18 protein-coding genes and 1 pseudogene are annotated in these 16418 nt (G+C 69.5%); 11 read left to right on the forward strand and 8 right to left on the reverse strand.

Annotated elements, in window-relative coordinates; translation table 11 throughout:
• Window positions 1-149 precede the first annotated feature (149 nt).
• Window positions 150-419: a DUF2933 domain-containing protein gene (locus tag AC1RJ9_RS23710; protein ID WP_062098096.1), complete on the reverse strand. Its 270-nt coding sequence runs from the start codon at window positions 417-419 to the stop codon at window positions 150-152.
• Between the two features lie 122 nt (window positions 420-541).
• Here AC1RJ9_RS23710 and AC1RJ9_RS23715 point away from each other — a divergent pair, with 122 nt between their 5' ends.
• The 3 genes from AC1RJ9_RS23715 to AC1RJ9_RS23725 all read left to right on the forward strand — a co-directional run bounded on the left by AC1RJ9_RS23715 (window position 542) and on the right by AC1RJ9_RS23725 (window position 1846).
• Complete coding sequence (locus tag AC1RJ9_RS23715; RefSeq protein ID WP_062098094.1) at window positions 542-823, forward strand: hypothetical protein; 282 nt, start codon at window positions 542-544, stop codon at window positions 821-823.
• Window positions 824-844: 21 nt separating this feature from the next.
• The gene (locus AC1RJ9_RS23720; RefSeq protein ID WP_066685880.1) at window positions 845-1339 is read left to right on the forward strand and encodes an SRPBCC family protein; all 495 of its coding nucleotides are present in this window, start codon (window positions 845-847) and stop codon (window positions 1337-1339) included.
• Window positions 1340-1624: 285 nt separating this feature from the next.
• On the forward strand, window positions 1625-1846 hold the full coding sequence (locus AC1RJ9_RS23725; protein WP_062098090.1) for a hypothetical protein: 222 nt from the start codon (window positions 1625-1627) through the stop codon (window positions 1844-1846).
• Here AC1RJ9_RS23725 and AC1RJ9_RS23730 read toward each other — a convergent pair.
• The 3 genes from AC1RJ9_RS23730 to AC1RJ9_RS23740 form a co-directional block, all read right to left on the reverse strand.
• Entirely contained in the window at window positions 1843-3129 is a 1287-nt protein-coding gene (locus AC1RJ9_RS23730; protein ID WP_066685881.1) for an ATP-grasp domain-containing protein, read from the reverse strand. The two genes, AC1RJ9_RS23725 and AC1RJ9_RS23730, sit on opposite strands and share 4 nt — an antisense overlap.
• Complete coding sequence (locus AC1RJ9_RS23735; protein ID WP_156449519.1) at window positions 3119-3406, reverse strand: hypothetical protein; 288 nt, start codon at window positions 3404-3406, stop codon at window positions 3119-3121. Before AC1RJ9_RS23735 ends, AC1RJ9_RS23730 begins: the two co-directional genes overlap by 11 nt.
• Window positions 3407-3800: 394 nt before the next feature.
• Entirely contained in the window at window positions 3801-4052 is a 252-nt protein-coding gene (locus AC1RJ9_RS23740) for a helix-turn-helix transcriptional regulator (protein WP_066685884.1), read from the reverse strand.
• Window positions 4053-4286: 234 nt separating this feature from the next.
• On the opposite strand from AC1RJ9_RS23740, the gene AC1RJ9_RS23745 reads away from it, so the two are divergent.
• Window positions 4287-4598 carry a helix-turn-helix transcriptional regulator gene (locus AC1RJ9_RS23745; protein ID WP_231732078.1) on the forward strand — a complete coding sequence of 104 codons (312 nt, stop codon included), beginning with the start codon at window positions 4287-4289 and terminating at the stop codon, window positions 4596-4598.
• A gap of 8 nt (window positions 4599-4606) precedes the next feature.
• Here the strand turns inward: AC1RJ9_RS23745 and AC1RJ9_RS23750 are convergent, their stop codons facing one another.
• Window positions 4607-4885: a DNA -binding domain-containing protein gene (locus AC1RJ9_RS23750; RefSeq protein WP_066685885.1), complete on the reverse strand. Its 279-nt coding sequence runs from the start codon at window positions 4883-4885 to the stop codon at window positions 4607-4609.
• A 74-nt stretch (window positions 4886-4959) separates the two neighbouring features.
• On the opposite strand from AC1RJ9_RS23750, the pseudogene AC1RJ9_RS23755 reads away from it, so the two are divergent.
• A pseudogene (locus AC1RJ9_RS23755) lies at window positions 4960-5969 on the forward strand (DUF2285 domain-containing protein).
• Window positions 5970-6106: 137 nt separating this feature from the next.
• Window positions 6107-6496, forward strand: a complete 390-nt coding sequence (locus AC1RJ9_RS23760; protein ID WP_492840631.1) for a transcriptional regulator domain-containing protein — start codon at window positions 6107-6109, stop codon at window positions 6494-6496.
• Here AC1RJ9_RS23760 and AC1RJ9_RS23765 read toward each other — a convergent pair.
• Window positions 6390-6869, reverse strand: coding sequence for a helix-turn-helix domain-containing protein (locus AC1RJ9_RS23765; RefSeq protein WP_066685886.1), 480 nt, complete (start codon window positions 6867-6869; stop codon window positions 6390-6392). The two genes, AC1RJ9_RS23760 and AC1RJ9_RS23765, sit on opposite strands and share 107 nt — an antisense overlap.
• A gap of 277 nt (window positions 6870-7146) precedes the next feature.
• Here AC1RJ9_RS23765 and AC1RJ9_RS23770 point away from each other — a divergent pair, with 277 nt between their 5' ends.
• The 5 genes from AC1RJ9_RS23770 to AC1RJ9_RS23790 all read left to right on the forward strand — a co-directional run bounded on the left by AC1RJ9_RS23770 (window position 7147) and on the right by AC1RJ9_RS23790 (window position 10768).
• Entirely contained in the window at window positions 7147-7878 is a 732-nt protein-coding gene (locus AC1RJ9_RS23770) for a GntR family transcriptional regulator (RefSeq protein WP_492840638.1), read from the forward strand.
• Between the two features lie 67 nt (window positions 7879-7945).
• Window positions 7946-8065 carry a hypothetical protein gene (locus AC1RJ9_RS23775; protein ID WP_082769428.1) on the forward strand — a complete coding sequence of 40 codons (120 nt, stop codon included), beginning with the start codon at window positions 7946-7948 and terminating at the stop codon, window positions 8063-8065.
• 113 nt (window positions 8066-8178) lie between these two features.
• Complete coding sequence (locus AC1RJ9_RS23780; protein ID WP_492840628.1) at window positions 8179-8298, forward strand: hypothetical protein; 120 nt, start codon at window positions 8179-8181, stop codon at window positions 8296-8298.
• A gap of 62 nt (window positions 8299-8360) precedes the next feature.
• Window positions 8361-9014, forward strand: a complete 654-nt coding sequence (locus AC1RJ9_RS23785) for a lasso peptide biosynthesis B2 protein (protein ID WP_492840626.1) — start codon at window positions 8361-8363, stop codon at window positions 9012-9014.
• Window positions 9011-10768, forward strand: coding sequence for a lasso peptide isopeptide bond-forming cyclase (locus AC1RJ9_RS23790; protein ID WP_492840637.1), 1758 nt, complete (start codon window positions 9011-9013; stop codon window positions 10766-10768). Before AC1RJ9_RS23785 ends, AC1RJ9_RS23790 begins: the two co-directional genes overlap by 4 nt.
• Here the strand turns inward: AC1RJ9_RS23790 and AC1RJ9_RS23795 are convergent.
• Together AC1RJ9_RS23795 and AC1RJ9_RS23800 are read right to left on the reverse strand one after the other, a co-directional pair.
• The gene (locus AC1RJ9_RS23795; protein WP_492840624.1) at window positions 10755-13244 is read right to left on the reverse strand and encodes a prolyl oligopeptidase family serine peptidase; all 2490 of its coding nucleotides are present in this window, start codon (window positions 13242-13244) and stop codon (window positions 10755-10757) included. The two genes, AC1RJ9_RS23790 and AC1RJ9_RS23795, sit on opposite strands and share 14 nt — an antisense overlap.
• Before the next feature lie 48 nt (window positions 13245-13292).
• Window positions 13293-16364, reverse strand: a complete 3072-nt coding sequence (locus AC1RJ9_RS23800; RefSeq protein WP_492840622.1) for a TonB-dependent receptor — start codon at window positions 16362-16364, stop codon at window positions 13293-13295.
• Between the last annotated feature and the right edge of the window lie 54 nt (window positions 16365-16418).

Raw genomic sequence — 16418 nt, forward strand, 5'->3', positions numbered from 1 at the left:
ACCAGCTTGGCGTGGGCGCTGGCCTGGCCGCCGGCCAGGATCGAGGCCGACAGAACGGCGGTGGCGAGGAAAGCGCGATAGGTCATGGGGCGGGTCCTGTTGAAGGGCGACTTTGTCCTACGTGTCTACGCGGGACGCGGCCCGATCCCTCAAAACGCCTCAAGCCGTTCATCGCCCAATGCCACGCGGCCCTCAGGCGTCGGCTTTGGGGGCGGCGCCTGGGCAGGTCCGTCGCGGCCGTGGCGATGACCGCCATGACCGTGATGGAACAGGTGCATCAGGGGACAGGCCAGCAGGAGCAGATAGGGCGCCAGGCCCAGGGCGTGAGCCCAGTGTTCGCGCAGGACGAAGAAGGACAGAACAAGGCCGGACGACAGCGCGGCCAAGGCGAGGGCGCGGTTTGTAAGGTTCAACGGCATCGGCCGTGCTCCACCGATTTTCCGTCCAGACTAGGCAAGGCGGGGATTTGGGCATTGATCCGGATCAAGGCGATGGTCGGGGCGGCGCGCATCATGGAACACACTTGCAACGGAGGAACGCCATGCGCGCGCTCGCTATCGCCTCGATACTCGTCCTGACCGTCTCGGGAACGGCTTTTGCCCAGCAGCAACAGACCGCGACCCGTCCAGCTGCCGCCGACGCGCCGACGCACGAAATGTGCAAGTCGGTCATGGGCAAGGCCATGGACCGCACGGCGCCGCATGATCATGGGCGCGACAAGACCGGCGCTCCGACCTGGCCAAACGGCAAGGCCCTGACCAAGGCCGAAATGGAGCAGATGCATAAGACCTGCGCCGCGAAGATGGCGGGCGAGAAGAAGTAGGACGCAGAAGGCTTGGGTCGTATGGGCAGCCAATTAAGCCAGACGGTGGACCTGACCGCCACGCCCGACGAGGTGTTTGACCACCTCGACGATCAGACCCGTCTGGCCGCCCATATGACCAAGTCGTCCATGATGATGGCCGGCGGCCGGATGTCGTACGACTTCGACGAAGGGCGCGGCCAGGTCGTGGGCTCCCATATTCGAATGGACGGCTCGGCTTTGGGATTGCGCTTGTTTGTCGACGAGGTGGTCACGGCCCGGGACCGACCCCATTCAAAACAGTGGGAAACGGCGGGCGCTTCACAGCTCGTCATTCTATCGGGCTATCGCATGGGGTTCGACATAACGCCCACAGCCTTGGGCTCTCGCCTCACGGTTTGGATCGACTACGATCTTCCAACCGGGCCGCGCCGATGGCTCGGCTTGCTATTGGGGAGGTTCTACGGGCGTTGGTGCCTTGGCGGCACGACGGCTGACGCTGTGAAATACTTTAAAGGCAAGCGTGGCGGAAAGTGATTGCGCTAGCCAGGTTCGTATTTTGCATGAAAGCCAACAAATATCTTATAAAGTCCGTCAGATTGTTATTCAATACTGAGCATTATTCATGTTGCGATATTTTTCTGAGAATTAGCTATTGGTATCCCGTATAGAGAATAATAGTTGGATTTTGCGATTTCATGAATTGCTAAGATCGGCCTTTCTCTGGCGGTCGACGAGGTCGTGACCAAACGCGATCCGCACCGTCCCAAGGCCTGGCGAACCACCGGCGCCACCCGCCTGCTCATCCTTTAAGCCGACAAGATGGGCCTTGATCGCTCGCCCACGCCCAACGGTTCGAAGCTGCGAGTCTGGATCCGCTACGCGCTTCCCAAGGGCCAAGCCGGCCGCCTGCTTGGGCTCCTGACGGCCCCCGCCTATGCGCGCTGGTGCGTGGGCCGGATGGCGCGCGACGCCGCCGAGCACTTTTCGGCGCCAGCCGACCGCCCGGCGAGTGTCGCGGCGGCGCGTCCCAAGATGCGCTAGTCCAAGGCATCGAGGACGAAGACCGGCGCGAAGCCCCCGCCGGGGGTCCGAAAATTGGTCGTCTGGCCCTGATAGACGCGGGCGGCGAGCAGCAGCGGCGCGCCGCGATAGGTGTAGAGGCGCACGTCGAGCTTCAGGCTCTGAATCTCGCCGTCGATCCGGATCCGGCGCTCGCTGGGCGGGGCCAGCCCCTGGGCGATGTAGCCGCCCTGCTGGATCTGCGACCAGACGCGCTGGGTCAGCTTGTCGCCGCGATAGACCGCCTTGCCGCCATGACCGCCGGCGGGCTTGAAGAACAGCCCCTTGCGCCTGGTCCACAGCCCTTCGGCGTTCTGGGCGGTGACCAGGGTGGTCGGCGGAACGGCCGTAAGGCTGTTCTGTTGATCCGGCGATAGTCCCCAACGCGCGGCGGCTGACGGATCGGACAACAGGGCCAGGTTGCGCTTGTCGGCGAACAGGGCGTGGTTGCGCGGATTGGGCGTGACCACGACCGCCCCGGCCAGATAAGCCTCCCGCAGGGCCCTATGCTCGGCGGCCTCGAGCGAGAAATCGACCAGGCGATTATAAACGATGTCGATCGTCTCCCCTTCGTGCCGCAACCCGCCCTCGGCGAAGCGCAGTTGGGCCGGGTCGAGGATCCAGGCCTTCAAGCCTTGCCGTTCAAAGAAACGCTGGGCGATGAGAAACTCGGGGTAGAGGTACTGGTCCTGGGGGCCATCATCGACCAGGGCGATGGTCCGCGGCGGGCTTAGCCGCCCTTGCAGGCGCCATTCGGTGAGGAACATGCGCCAGACCGCGGGCTCGAATTGGGCGAGCAGGGGCGCGCCCAACGCCGCCTCGGCTTCACGGCAGCAGGCGGTCTGCGCCCGCGCGAGGAAGGCGTTGAGGAAGGCGCCGCCGGCGTTGGTGTTGACCTCGATGAGCCTGGGGCCATCTGGGCCCAGGTGAAAGTCGTAGCCCATGAAGACGCCGCGCGGACCCAAATCCGCACGGGCGATGTCGGGAGCCCACTCCAGAACCGTCGCCTGATAGGCCGGGCTCTGCGCGGCCGCCTCGATGGCGGCGACAACATCGGCCATGGCCGACAGGTCGCGGCTGGAGAGGAACACCGGGCCTTGGGAGAAAAGGTGGGGCCTGGCCGACAGCAGCGCGGCGAGAAGGTCCGCGTCGCGCGTTTGCGCCTCGATCGCCGCCCGCAGGCCGGCGCCATCCAATGTGATGCAAAAGCAATCCCTGTTCAGCACCGCGTCAAGATCGCCTCTGGCGCCGCTGTCATCGGGCATGACGGTCCTCCGCCCATGCAGGCCCTGGCGGGCCGCCCAGCGCCAGCACAAGACTAAGAAGCCACAGTCCGGCCGGCAAGATCAGCAGCCAGCGAAAGTCCGATCCCAAGGCGAAATTCACCGCGGCCATCGTTCCGACCGACAGGGTGCCGGCCACGGCCAACAGGGCAAGCTCGCTGCGGCTGGCTTTCCGGTGGCCGAGCCGAACGCTCGCGCCGATCACGAGCACGCCGACGGCCGCCATCTGTCCGCCGAGCACCGTGAACACCAGGTGCAACCATGGTTCGAGGCGGGGCTGGGCGGCCCTGAGCGCGTCGTGTCCGACGCCGAAGAAGCGCAGGTCCTCCGCAAGGACCGGCGGCCTTTGAAATAGGTCCCGAGCCAGACCTGATAGGCCCCACACAGGCCGATCAAGGCGACCGCGCAGCCTCGCAGACCGCGGCGCGAAGTCGGATGATCAAGTGACGTCCCGCGGTTCTGCATCTCTGGACCGATCGGTGTCAGCTCCAGGAAGCCCAGAGCGCTGCATCTGAAACACCATCTTCAGCGCCGTCCGCCGCAAAGACAATGATCCACATCAACCGCGCGCGCGGACGCGCCGTCGTTGACCACGTCCGCCGCCGCCCGTCAGCCTCGTCGAACGGCCCGCCTCAAGGCCGGTGGTCCCGATGCTAGCGAAATGGGAGGGGTTCGCCATCGGATCGCAGGCGGCGGCGTCCCACGACCTTGGCGTCGTCGCAGCTGACGAGATTCCGCCGGTCCCAGGCGTCCAATTCCTCGATCGGATAGAGCACGGCCTTGCCGATTTTGACAAAGGGAGGGCCGATGCGTTGGGCGCGCCAATTTTCGAGGGTGCCGATCGAGACCTCGCCGCGATAGCGCTCGGCGACCTCCTCGGTGGTCAGGAACTTCTCGTCGGCCATGAGGTCGGCTCCCGGCGCCCGCGCCGGCGCCCACCGGATCGGGGCCGTCCATTCACGTGGGCTCATGGGCCTTCACCTTGGCGCGGCGGGGCGTTCAAGCAACCCGGCCCGGGGCAAGACCGGGACCAGGCGATGTCGATAGCGCCCAGCGCGTACGAAAAGCGGAGTTGGCGATACGAGGGCGGGCGGAGTCAGATCGTGGCGGGCGGCCGGTAGGGTAACGGCCGTCGCCAGATGTCTTGCAAGACGAGCCGCTTCCGGTTCGCCAGTCACGAGTCCCACACGCACTATGAACTGCTCCCGCCACCCCGGCTGCTCTACACGAAGGAGGCGGCGCGCTTCGTCAGCCTCTCGCCAAGGACCATGGAAAAGCATCGCTCCTACCGAACGGGGCCAGCCTATTCGAAGCTCGGCGGCAGGGTCGTTTACCGCATCGCGGATCTGCAGACATGGGTCGCGCTCGGCGCCCGGACCTCAACCAGCGACGTCGGCGTGGGGGTCGTTTATCCGGCCAAGGCGCGCTTCCGAACAGAGGGCGGCGCCTAGCGCCTCCACTAGGCTTGGCCCGTCTTGGCCGTGAGGAGGTCCTTGTAGCCGGTCGTCGTCATCCACTCGGCCCGCTTCAAGTGCGTCTCCCAGCAGGCGCGGGCCGAGGCCTCATCCTGGGCGGCGTCGCGGTGCAGCACCAAGAGCGCGACTTCGCGCCAGTCAGCCTCGTCCCGGCGGGCGTCGAGCAGGCGCAGGTAGACGACCAGATGCTGTAGGTCGTAGTCCGTCAGGCTCTCGGACCAGGGCGCCAGGTCGGCGATCTCAGGATCGAGCACGGGCGCCATGCGCGTCCTCCGTCTGGTCTTCGTCTTCGTCTGGACGGTCCCGCCACAGCGTGTCGGGGCCGTCCAACCCGGCGATGAATGACCCGGCTTCCGCCCAGGCGCAACCGGCGCCGACGCCGGCCGCCCCTCGACAGCCCTTGGACCTTTGGCCAGACTTTTAGTCCTGCGCCATGATGAGCGGGTCGCCATGTCGGCGGATCGGACGCCATTGCCGCCCTGGAGGTCCCAAGAGGCCTATCGCCCCCTGCTCGCGGCCGACCCGTCGGTGTGGGCCTGGGAATTTGGGCGACGACAGACCGTGACCGAGTCGCAGGATCTGGCCGGCGTCGTCCCGGGTCTCTGTTTCGCGGGCGAAGGCCCAGGCGCCGACCCGGTTCCTACGGTGCTTTGGCGCTGGCAAGCCGACAGTTCGGTGCCGGTGCTGAGCCTGACACCGGCGATGGTCGAGGATCCAGACGCCCTCGATCTGCGCGGGCTCGACCTGGCCGTCATCGTGGTGCGCACGCAGGACGGCCATCAACACGTGATGGTCAGCGACGGCGCGCGGCGTCTTCGCTTCGCCGTGGCCGACGGCGACGTCCTGGCCGGACCCGTGCGTTGCCGGTTCCATCTGCCCGCCTATAGCGTCGGCGTGGCGTCGATGGACGGCCTGCGTTCGCTGATCGCGTTGCGCGACACTGGACGACTTTCATCGGTTGGACGGGGTTCGCGCTCGAAGGCCACGCGCTGGGTTCAAATGCTTCGGGCGCACGACGCCCGGCGCGCGGGGGCCAGCCAGCGCGACATCGCCATGCTGCTGTTCGGGGAGGCCCGGGTTCACGAGGATTGGGGCGGCCGATCCGACTATATGCGCATGCGCGTCCAGCGCTTGCTGCGCGCCGCCGAGGATCTCGTCGCGGGCGGCTACCGCGCGCTCTGCGGCCTGCGGCCGGCCCGCACCGATCCGCCCAAGACCGTCGAGGTCTGGCGCTCCGCCGCCTGGAGGGGCGGGAGCGCGGTCATGCTGCTGCTGCTGTCGGGATCTTTCCTGGGGACATCGTGTGCGCTGACGGGAGATCTGCACGGCCTGTGCCGGCTTTGGTAGACGTCGTGCAGGAAACCGGTAGGCGTGGACGGCAATCCGGCGCGGACCGGACGACGGCGCCAATTTTCCGAAGCGACCGCCGAGCCTCGCGGCGACGGTGATTCCGGGTCGAGCGGATCAGGCGCTTCAATAAAGCCATGGCCAAGCCCCTCGTCGCCGCCGTCCCGCCCCCGCTCGTCCCGGCATCCGTGGAAGCCGCCGGCGTCGCCCTGTGCCTGGCGCGTCTGGCCTGGGAGTTCCTGCGACGAAATCCTCGCTACCGCGCGGACTATGCGCGCCTGCGAGCCGGCGCGATGGAGACCCTGCCCGGGCACTGGGGCTTGCGGGCGCCGGTCGATCCGGACGCGGTCGACATCGCCGTCGATGCGATCTGGCGCGGCCCGCCAATCCTCGACGTTCCCCGCCAGCGGCGGGCCAGGACTATTCGTCCGGTGGCAGCATCCTTGGCAGATTCTCCGCCAACCAGCGCTCGGTGTTCTCGTCGCGCTTGTCCAGATGATCCTCAAGACTGTCGAACGGGCGCTTGAACGCCTCGATCAGGATGGCCGGGCCGATGTGGGTCATCCGGTCTCCGACCTTGTCGCTGAACCGACGGAACGAGGCCAATTGAATGGAGACGATCTTGTTGTCCATGCTGCGCAGGGCGTGGTCGGGCGAGCCGAGCATCAGCGTGTCCATGATGCCGGCCGGATCGCTGTCGGTGGCCTCGCCGAACCGCCAGATCTTGGCGATGTCCAGCGGACCCTGGCCAGCTTCGAAGCTGTAGTAGCTGCGCAGCGGCATGCCCATGGCGTCGGCGACCGCGCGGGCGCTCATGTGGCGCAAGCCGCGGATCAGTTTCAGGGTCTTTGACAGGAGCTGGCGCTGACGCTCCAGGTCCTCGGATGCGCGTTTGACCAAAGCTGTACTCGACACTGGCTACAGACATGAGTCCTCACGCGAACCCATGGTCAAAGCACAACCCTACGTATTCCGGGCTGTTCGGCCACATTTAATGTCGCCTAGCCGACCACCAAGCGTGTTCATCCGTGTTCGTGCGAATTTTCCGAAAGGTCGTACCGGATTCCTGCACGGTTCATGCAGGTTGGCGGGTCGGCGGTGAAAACACGGTCCATGCGACGTCTAAAATCACCGCCAAACGCCAGAACTTGTCGAGAAACCCGCGCGTCGGCGTCTGCTGGTCGCGCCAGAGGGTCGACCGGGCTGCGACGAGGTTGAAACTGGCGAGGCGGCATCGCGGACCAAGACCTTGCCTCCATCGCGCGACTCCTTCGGCCTGGCGCTGGGCGCCTTGCGGCGTCGTCTTCGCCTGGGCGTGGACGCGCCAGGCGCGGCCCTGCCCATCAACCTGATCGCGGCGGAGCTGCGCCTGTCGTCGACGCCGGTGCGAGAGGCGCTGTCGCGATTGGCGGGCGAAGATCTCGTCGAGAAACGGGGACCGGCCTACACCAGGCCCAACCTCGACGGCCCGGCCCTGGCCGAACTCTACCACCTGCGCCTGCTCTATCTGGCGGCGGCCCTGGCGCCGGACGCCGAACGGCGCGCCAAGCATCGTGACTGGCCGGCCCGCCCGTCCTTCCGCTTCGCCGCCGACCTGGCCGAGCCCGGGCACGACCCCGCCGCGATCCTCGAGGCGCTGTTCCTCGAAATCGTGCTCGGCGCGGACGATCTGATGCTCGCCCAAGCCTATCAGCGCACCGCCGAACGGCTGGCCCCGTTTCAGCCGATCGAGGCGCAACTGTTCGCCGATCTGTCGGCCGAGGCCCTGGGCGTCGTGTCGGCCTTCGAGACCGGCAATGGCGCGGCGCTAAGGAGCGCGGTGCGCGCGCACCACCGTCGGCGGATGGGCGCCGCCCACGCCATCGCCCGCCTGGCCGGGGGCGGAAAATATCGACCGGATATCGTTTGAATATCAAACAGGCGGGGCGCTGGCTTGAGAGGCCGCGATCGGCGGCGTTTCGAAAAAGGAGCCTGCCATGACCTCCATTACCCCCCGTCTCATCCTGCTGCGCCTGGGCGCCGCCAAGGCCCTGACCCTGTCCATCGAGGAAGGGACGATCAAGGAAGCCGGCAGCAGCCAGTACTACTTCGTCTGACCCGGCCGCGGCGACGCGCCCGGTCGCGCCGCCCATCGCCTCGTCGGCGTCCTTGCCGTCGAGATCCGTAACGCCGCCGCGTCTTTGACGCGGCCACAGCGAAAGTCAAAGCCATGTCCAACTCCACCGTGACCCTTCGGGTGATCCGCCTCGGCGGCGCGCTCGATCTGACCCGCTCGGTCGACGACGAGGGCCTGCGCGAGCCGATGCAACCCCAGCTCGCCTGGTTCTGAGCGATCGGTCCTGCCGCGCGGCCGCCGCGCCGCGCGACAGGGCAATCGGCTGGGAGGCCGCGATGGCGCTGTGGTTGGCCCGCGATGTTCATGCGGCGGCGATCGACGAGGACATCGTCTTTCTCGACGTCGCCGCCGACGCCTATCTCTGCCTTGTCCAGGCCAGCTTGCGGGTGACGTTGGATGACGGCGGCGCGGTGATCCCGCGCGACGAGGCGTCCGCCCAGACCCTGGTCGAGGCCGGTCTGGTGACGCACACGCCCAGGCCGGCGGTCCGGGCGATCCCGCCCAAACCCACCCTCGACCTGCGCGGCGCCGGTCGCCGTCCAGGCGCCCGAGAGATCGCCGCCGGCCTGCTCGCCAGCGGCGCGGCGGCGCGCGATTTCCGCCGCCTCGACTTCGCGCGGATCCTGGAGCGCGCGCGGCGAGGCCGCCCGCCGGTCAATGAGTCCGCTGACGTCGCGCACCATGAGGCCGTCTTGGACGCCGCCGCCGTCTTCGCGGTCCTGCGGCCCTGGTCGCCGGTCGGCGGCGCCTGCCTCAAGCGCAGCTATCACCTCTTGGCCTATCTGCGGCGCCTCGGGCTCGACGCCGACTGGGTGATCGGGGTGCGGACCTGGCCGTTCATGGCCCACTGCTGGCTGCAGTCCGGGCCGGTGGCGCTGGACGACGATGTCGAACGCCTGATCGCCTACACCCCGATCCTGGCGGTCTGATGGGCGAGTATCTCGCCATGGTCTGGCCCCGAGGCGTGCCGAGCCAGGCGGCGGAGGCCAAGCGCGCCGCGATCGAGGCCGAAGGGGACTGGACCCTGGCCCATCGCGCCCACGAGATCGCGGTCTATGTCCGCGGCGTCCGTCCCCCGAGGGTCAGGGCCGCGCCAAACCAGGGCGGGGCCGTGATCGGCGACCTCTTCGACACCGCCGCGACCCGTGAGGGGCGCGCGCAGGATTTTCCCCTTCACCTGATGGTCGGCGTGGCGCCGGCCGACGCCGCGCGGCTCCTGACCCGCCACGCCTGGGGGCGCTATGTGGCGATCCTCAAGGCGGGTGATGCGCCGCCCGTGCTCTACCGCGATCCGACCGGGGCGCTGGATTGCCTGACCTGGGTTCGCGATGAGGTGACGTTCATCGCCTCGATCCCGCCTGGGCGGGGGGCCTGCGCGCCCGAAGGGCTCGCCGTCGATTGGGCCAAGCTCGGCGACCTCCTGGCGCGCGGCAATCTCTGGAGCGAGATCTGCCCCTTGGCGGGCGTCGTCGCCGTCGGCCCCGGCGTCATGCGGGCGGGCTGGGACGCGAGCCAGGCGACCCGGCTGTGGCGACCGGCCGATCACGCGCGGCCGTCTCGAACCTGGCTCGATCCCAAGGGCCTGGCCGATCTGGTCGACAACTGCGTGGCGGCCCTGGCCAAGGATCGCGCTTCCATCCTGCTGGAAATCTCCGGCGGCCTGGACTCGGCGATCGTCGCCGCCAGCCTCGCCCGCTGCGGCGCGCCGGTGGTCGCGGCGATCAACGCCTATTGGCCGCAGCGCGAAGGCGACGAGCGGGCCTGGGCCCAGCGCATCGCCGATCGCTTCGGCTTTTCGTTGGTGACCAGCCCGCGGGGCCTGATGGCCGTGGACGAGGCCGTGCTGGATCAGACCGCCGGCGCCGCCCGGCCGGGCCTCAACGCCCAGGACCCCGATCTCGACCGCGACCTGGCCGAGCAGTTGCGCAAGATCGGGGCCCAGGCGCTGTTCACCGGCCAGGGCGGCGACGGCGTCTTCTATCAGATGGGGCATCCCGCCCTGGCCGCCGATATCCTTCGGGGGCGTCCCACGCCGGCCGGTCGCGCCGCCTCCCTGGCCATGTTGGCCCGGCGGACCCGCAGCACGGTGTGGTCGTTGATGGGACGCGCGATGCAGCCCTTGGCGCGCCTGTCGCCGGGGATTCCACCGCCGAGCTTCCTGGCCGACGGCGTGGCCCTGCCGCCGCCCCATCCCTGGGTGGCCGACCATCGCGGCGTCAGCCCGGCCAAGCGCATCCAGATCCGCGGCCTGACCAACATCCAGACCGCCTATGGCGACAGCCTGCGAGGCCGGGCCGCCGATCTGATCCATCCGCTGATGGCCCAGCCGATCGTCGAGGCGTGCCTGGCCATCCCCGCGCCGATCCTGGCGCTCGGCGCGGTCGATCGGCCGTTCGCCCGGGCGGCCTTCGCCGACCGCCTGCCGCCCGAGAGCCTGCACCGCCGCTCCAAGGGCGACGTCACGGTGTTCTTTTCCAAGAGCGTCGCCGCCAGCCTGCCGGCCCTGCGGCCGTTCCTGCTCGACGGCCGGCTGGCGGCCGAGGGCCTGATCGACATCGACCGGCTCGAACCGCTGCTGCATCCCGAGCCGATGATCTGGCGCGACTGCGTGGGCGAGGTGATGCTGGCGGCGACGGTCGAGGCCTGGGTCCGGGCCTGGGAGCGGAAGATCACGACGGTCTAGCCGGTGCGCCGCCGGCGTTCGGACCGATCGCGCCGTCGCCGATCCGTTCGTTCAGGAAGTCGAGCACGCGGCGATACTCGTCGGCGATGTTGCCGGGGGTCAGCACGACGTGGCCCTCGCCATGATAGGTCAGCAGCATCGCGTCCTTGTCCTGCCGGAAGAGCGCCCCGAACATGGTCAGGGCCTGGGCCGGATCGCCGTCGAGGTCGCCCATGATCAGCATGACCGGGGCGGTGATCTTGTCGGCGGCCAGGACGGGGCTGTTGCGGACATAGCGTTGCGGATCACGCCAGGGCGGCGCGCCCATCCGCCCCTGACCCAGCTCCGCCCATCCGGCGTCGCCCATCAGGCTCATCCCGGCCTCGGGCAGCACCGTCGCCGAGAGGCTTTTGCGGGTGTAGTGGCCGACGAGGTCGGCGGAGAAGGCGCTGGCGACCACGGCCTTGAAGCGCGGGCTCTGGGTCGCGGCGGTCAGCACGGTGTAGCCGCCGTAGCTGTGGCCCATCAGGGCCAGCCGGCTGGCGTCGATCGCCGGCGTCTGGGCCGCCGCCGCGTCGACGACGTTCAGGATCTGGTCGGCTAGACCCTGGGCCGGTTCACGCTCCGGATCGATCGGCAGACTGGGCAGCAGCACCGCGTAGCCGGCGCCGGCGAGGATCTGGGCGTTGAGGAACACCTGTCGGGCTGGGGCGCTCTGGCTGGCCGGCGGGCCGGGATAGTTGCGGCCCAGATACGGGATCGTCACCAGCGGCGCCTTGCGGCCGGCCGGCAGATCGGGCGGCAGGTAGAGCCAGCTGGTCAGGGCCTGGCCGCGCGGTCCCTGGTGCGTGATCGCCCGTGGCCGCGCGAAATCCACCTGCGCCAACTGGGCGTTCAGGGTGGCGACAGTCTGGGGCGAGCGATCGCGGCGGCGCAGGACCACACGCTCGACGCCATGGGCGTCACGGCCAAGGCTGGCCAGCGCGCCGGCCTGTCCGGCCGCGGCCAGCACGCTCTCGCCGGGGGCGGTGGTCAGGCCCAGCCGCCGCAGGCGATGATCGCGCACTTGGCCAAGGTCCTGGCCGTCCGGAGCCGGCAAGGCCAGGGCCAGGGCCTCGACGGCGGGGCGATTGTTGAACGCCAGGCGCTCGCCGCCCGCCGCGCCGGGACCCGGAACACTGGCGCCGGTCCCCAGCAGCTTGGCCCGGCCTTGGCCGTCGATCCGCCAGAGCTTGCCGGCCTGGGAGACGATGATGGCGTTGGCGGCGGTCGCTTCCAACGCGCGCGGGCCCGGCGGCAGGCCCAGGGTCAGGGGACGGGGCCCGTCCGTCGTCCAGCGCAGCCAGTCGGTCTGGCCCGTCGGCGCGCCCGGCGCCCTCGCCAGGATCAGCGGATCCTCGCCCATCCAGTCGGCGCGCGGCACGCGAGAGCCGTAGCGCGTGGTCTCGGCGCTGGTCTGGGCGGTCGGATCCTCAAGGGGCTGCGCGCGCTGGGCCGCGGCGTTCAGGCGCCAGTAGCGCGCCGCCGCCCAGCTTTCCGCGTCGGGCTTGGCATAGACAAGCAGTTGCAGGCCGCTCGGCGACCAGGCCAGGAGATCGGTGGCGACCTCGCAGGTCGGACACGGCGACCAGGTCGCGCCGCTGGCGAGATCGACCACAACGACCCGCCGGCGACGGTAGGGATCGGTCGTATAGGCTGGGCGCGAGGGATCCGGATGCAGGGTCTCGGCCTCGGCGAGCATGGCGGCCCGTCGCCCGCCCGGCGCCACCTCCAGGTCGATGAACGCCCCTTGCGCCAGGACGCGGCCCTGGCCGGTGGTCGCGTCGACCGCCACCAGCCGTCCCGGCGGCGCCGAGGGCGTGCGGTCGAGATAGCGGCCGGCCCCGAGCAGGGTGACGCCTGGGCGGCCGTTTTGCGTCTCCCGCCATTTGTCGATCAGGCGGCCTTGCGTCTGGGCGCCGGTGAGCGCGCCCATCGCCGGCGTGTCTGGATCCTTGGCCAGGACGACGAGCCGGTCCTCGCCCGCCCACTGCATCGATCGGCCCCAGACGTCGGAGGTCGGAAAGAGCCCCGTCCACACGACCGCCCCTGTCGCCAGGGTGACGATCCCCACTTCGAGGCTGGCGCTTCGCGCCCGGATCACCGCCATCCGCGCCCCTGACGGCGCGAAGGGCCCCGGCGTGTAGCCATAGGCGCCGGGCCCATCGCCCGCGCCCCCGTCCGCCTCGCCCAGCAACAACCGGGGCGGACTGTCGGCCCGCAGGTCGACCACCGACAACCGGGTGATGGTCATCGGCGTGTCGAACTCCAGCGCCCACGAGGTCGCCGACCGGTACGGCGCGGTGGTCGGGACGACCAGCCAGCGCTGGGAGGGATCGATGCTCACCGCGCCCAGCCGCTGCTGGTTCAGCAGCTGGTCGACGGTGAACGGCGTGGCCTGCGCCGCGCCGGTCCCGAAAAGGGCGCAGGCGAGCAGGCGCGGCGCGAGGCGGCGCATGGGGAGGCTCCGGATTACGGGGTTGGGGTCAGGGGCGCGGGCGCGCCGCTACCAGGTCTTGGTCAGCTGCAGGGTCACGGTGCGGCCAAGGGGGTCGGCGTTGGCCGGGTCGTAGCCGACGCCAAGGCTGGAGTCGTAGAACGGCGGATCGTCGTCCAGCAGGTTCTGGACGTTCAGGGCCAATGAGAGGCCCCGCATCGGCCCGGCCTTGAAGCCGTAGGTCAGGTTGAGGTCGGCGGTGGTCCACGGCTTGATCCGGCCGCCGGTCTCGGTGCGCAGATCACCGACATGGCTGAGCGCCGCCGTTGTGGTCAGGGCGCCGTGGGTCCAGCTGGCGGCGGCCCGCAGGCGCAGGTCCGCCGGCTGGCCGGCGACCCCCGCCTGCTGCACGGCGCGGGCCTGCGGCGTGATCTTGCGCTGGTAGTCGACGAGCCAGGTGATGTCGGCGGTGAGCGCCAGCGGATCCTGGCCGAGCTGGGCGGCGTAGCGCGCCGAGATGTCGAAGCCGCGCACGCGCAGTTGACCGGTATTGACCCAGCGCCCGTCGATGATCGCCGCATAGGACTGGGCCGGGAAGATGCCCTGGGCCAGGGAGCGCGGATCGTCGATCAGGGCCTGGATGCGGGCGAGATCCGCGGGGTTGCTGCCCGGCGCGACCAGGCTGACGAACGGGGCGAACTCCGGCGCGGTCAGCACCGTGGAGAGGTTGTCCAGACCCGGTTGGCCGATGCGGTCGGTGAAGCGGGTGTCGAAACCCGTGACCGACGCCTTGAACCGGGGCCAGCGCGCCGGCGCCAGTTCAACGGTCAGGGTCTTGGACGTCGCGGTCTCGGGGCGCAGGTCGAGATTGCCGCCGTAGAGGATCATCACGATGGTGTCCTGACCGTTCCGCGTCAGGGTGGTCGGCGCATAGATCTGCGGCTCGTTTAGCTCGATCAGGGCCGGGGCCCGGAAGGAGGTTCCGTAGCTGGCCTTGACCGTCAGACCGGCGGCCGGCGACCAGATCACCCCGACCTTCGGGTCGGTGCTGGCGATCTCGCCATAGTCCTCGCGCCGGACGGCCGCCGACAGCTCCAGCCGTTGCAGACCGGGCCGCACGAAGCCGCCGCCGAAGATCGGCACGCGCACTTCGGCGAACGCCGCGTCGATCGTGCGGTGGACGTCACGCCGCGCCACCTCGGTCGGGACAAAGCCCGAGGTTAGGCTGACGCCGCCGGTCTTCAAGGCCTCGCGCCGAACCTGGCCGCCGACCGCCAGGCCGACCGCCCCGGCCGGCAGGGTGAAGAGTTCGCCGTCGAGCTTGAGATTGACTGAAGCCGTCTCGCCGCGCGTCTTGCGCGTCAGGTAGCCACCGCTGATGAAATCGAGGATCGCCTTGGAATTGGAGCCCTGGCCGATGAACGGGTTGAAGAAGCCGTTGGCCGCCGTGCTGAACGGGGTGGCGGCGTTGTTGGCGGTGGTCCCCAGGGCCTCGGACAGGTAGCTGGTGTTGACGAGGTTGTCGGTGCGCGAGCGGCCCTGTTCCAGGCCATAGGCGCCGTAGGCGTCCAGCCGCCAGGTCCCCGGCAGGCGGGCCTGGCCACCGAAGCTGAGGCCCAGGGTGTCGGCCACGCCGTTGACCCGCTGGCCGCCCAGTTCGTTGAGGAACGAATAGGCGATGCGCTCGGAGGTCTGGCCGGTCGGCGACACGAAATAGGGGTTGTTGCGGTTGACCGTCAGGGTGGGGCTGGAGGCGACGCTGCGGTTGGTGAACCGGCGGCGCGTGGCCCGCGCGTCGGCCGACAGCGACACGCCCGGCGTCAGGTCCTGCGCCAAGGCGACATAGAGGCTGTCGCGGCGTTGGCGCGGCAGCACGTCATAGGCGGCCAGCTGGTTTTCCAGATTGACCGTGCCGGCCTGGAAGCTGGCGGGCGTCAGCCCCGTGCCGTTCTGGCCGGCGGGGATCGCATAGGCCGGGACCAGCACCCCGGCGGCGTTGGCGCGCAGGATGGCGCCCGGCATGCCGTAATAGCGGCGATGATCCGTGCCGCCGAGGGCGCGCAGGTCCGCCTGGCCAGCATAGTCCCGGTCCCGCCCTTTCAGCCGGTCGCGGGCGCTGTGCTCGTAGCTGACCACCAGATTGCCGCTGTCCCAGTCGTGCCCGACCGTCTGGCCGAACGACCATTGGCTCGCCCCACCCTGGGTGGTTCCGCCGACCAGCGCACGGGTCTCGGCGCCGTCGAAGCGCTTGCGCAGCACGATGTTGACGACGCCGCCCACCGCGTCCGAGCCATAGAGGGCCGAGGCCCCGTCGAGCAGCACTTCGATGCGCTCCACCGCCGCCATCGGGATCGACGAGACGTCGGCGAAGTCGCCGCGCAGGCCCGTCCCGGCCAGGCGCCGGCCATTGACCAGCACCAGGGTGGCGTCGGTGCCCAGGCCCCGCAGGTTCACGCCCGTGGCCTTGTTGGAATTGGTCCCGGTCGGATCGGCGCCGGTCGAGCTGGCGTCCTCGTTGCCGAGACCGCCGAACGCCTGGGGCAAGGCCGAAAGCGCGTCGGCGACGCTGGTGCGGCCGGCCCGATCCAGGCTCTCGCGATCCAGGACGATCACCGGCGAGGCGCTGTCCTTGGCGCCCCGGATATGGCTGCCGACCACGATCTCCGACAGCAGGGTCGGATCTTCCGCCGCGGCCTGGACCAGCGGCGAGACGGGCTGCGCATCGGTGTCGGTGTCCTGGGCGCGTGGCGACCCGGCCGTCGAGATCAGCTGGGCGCGGGTCCGCAGCACGAACACCTTGCCGGTCATGCGCTGGACCTCGAGATCGACCCCGACCAGCAGCCGGTCCAGGGCCTCGGCGGCGGTCATCCGCCCGCTGACCGCCGGCCCGCTGCGGCCGGCCACCATCTCGCTGGTGAACAGGATCTGAGTGCCCGTCTGGCGTCCCAGCGCGAACAGGGCCGCGCCGAGCGGACCCTTGGCCAGGCGCACCTCGACCACCGGATCGGCGGCCTGACTGGTCTTGCTTGGTCCACCGGGCGCATTGGCTTGAAGGCCTTCGGCGGCCAGGACCGGGCCGACCCAGCCGACGGCCAGCGTCAGGCAACTGAGCCCCAACAGGCTTTGACGATAAGCGCGCATCGTTCACATCCCCCCGCCGCGCGCACGGGGCCGCCACGATGGCGGTCTCTCGCC

The organism is Caulobacter sp. GW822-FHT07D08 (assembly GCF_058798735.1).

Excerpts from the sequence above, each read along its gene's own strand:
- AC1RJ9_RS23710 (WP_062098096.1), bottom strand. The coding sequence starts at position 419 with ATGCCGTTGAACCTTACAAACCGCGCCCTCGCCTTGGCCGCGCTGTCG.
- AC1RJ9_RS23715 (WP_062098094.1), top strand. The coding sequence starts at position 542 with ATGCGCGCGCTCGCTATCGCCTCGATACTCGTCCTGACCGTCTCGGGA.
- AC1RJ9_RS23720 (WP_066685880.1), top strand. The coding sequence starts at position 845 with ATGGGCAGCCAATTAAGCCAGACGGTGGACCTGACCGCCACGCCCGAC.
- AC1RJ9_RS23725 (WP_062098090.1), top strand. The coding sequence starts at position 1,625 with ATGGGCCTTGATCGCTCGCCCACGCCCAACGGTTCGAAGCTGCGAGTC.
- AC1RJ9_RS23730 (WP_066685881.1), bottom strand. The coding sequence starts at position 3,129 with ATGCCCGATGACAGCGGCGCCAGAGGCGATCTTGACGCGGTGCTGAAC.
- AC1RJ9_RS23740 (WP_066685884.1), bottom strand. The coding sequence starts at position 4,052 with ATGGCCGACGAGAAGTTCCTGACCACCGAGGAGGTCGCCGAGCGCTAT.
- AC1RJ9_RS23745 (WP_231732078.1), top strand. The coding sequence starts at position 4,287 with ATGTCTTGCAAGACGAGCCGCTTCCGGTTCGCCAGTCACGAGTCCCAC.
- AC1RJ9_RS23750 (WP_066685885.1), bottom strand. The coding sequence starts at position 4,885 with ATGGCGCCCGTGCTCGATCCTGAGATCGCCGACCTGGCGCCCTGGTCC.
- AC1RJ9_RS23760 (WP_492840631.1), top strand. The coding sequence starts at position 6,107 with ATGGCCAAGCCCCTCGTCGCCGCCGTCCCGCCCCCGCTCGTCCCGGCA.
- AC1RJ9_RS23775 (WP_082769428.1), top strand. The coding sequence starts at position 7,946 with ATGACCTCCATTACCCCCCGTCTCATCCTGCTGCGCCTGGGCGCCGCC.
- AC1RJ9_RS23780 (WP_492840628.1), top strand. The coding sequence starts at position 8,179 with ATGTCCAACTCCACCGTGACCCTTCGGGTGATCCGCCTCGGCGGCGCG.
- AC1RJ9_RS23785 (WP_492840626.1), top strand. The coding sequence starts at position 8,361 with ATGGCGCTGTGGTTGGCCCGCGATGTTCATGCGGCGGCGATCGACGAG.
- AC1RJ9_RS23795 (WP_492840624.1), bottom strand. The coding sequence starts at position 13,244 with ATGCGCCGCCTCGCGCCGCGCCTGCTCGCCTGCGCCCTTTTCGGGACC.
- AC1RJ9_RS23800 (WP_492840622.1), bottom strand. The coding sequence starts at position 16,364 with ATGCGCGCTTATCGTCAAAGCCTGTTGGGGCTCAGTTGCCTGACGCTG.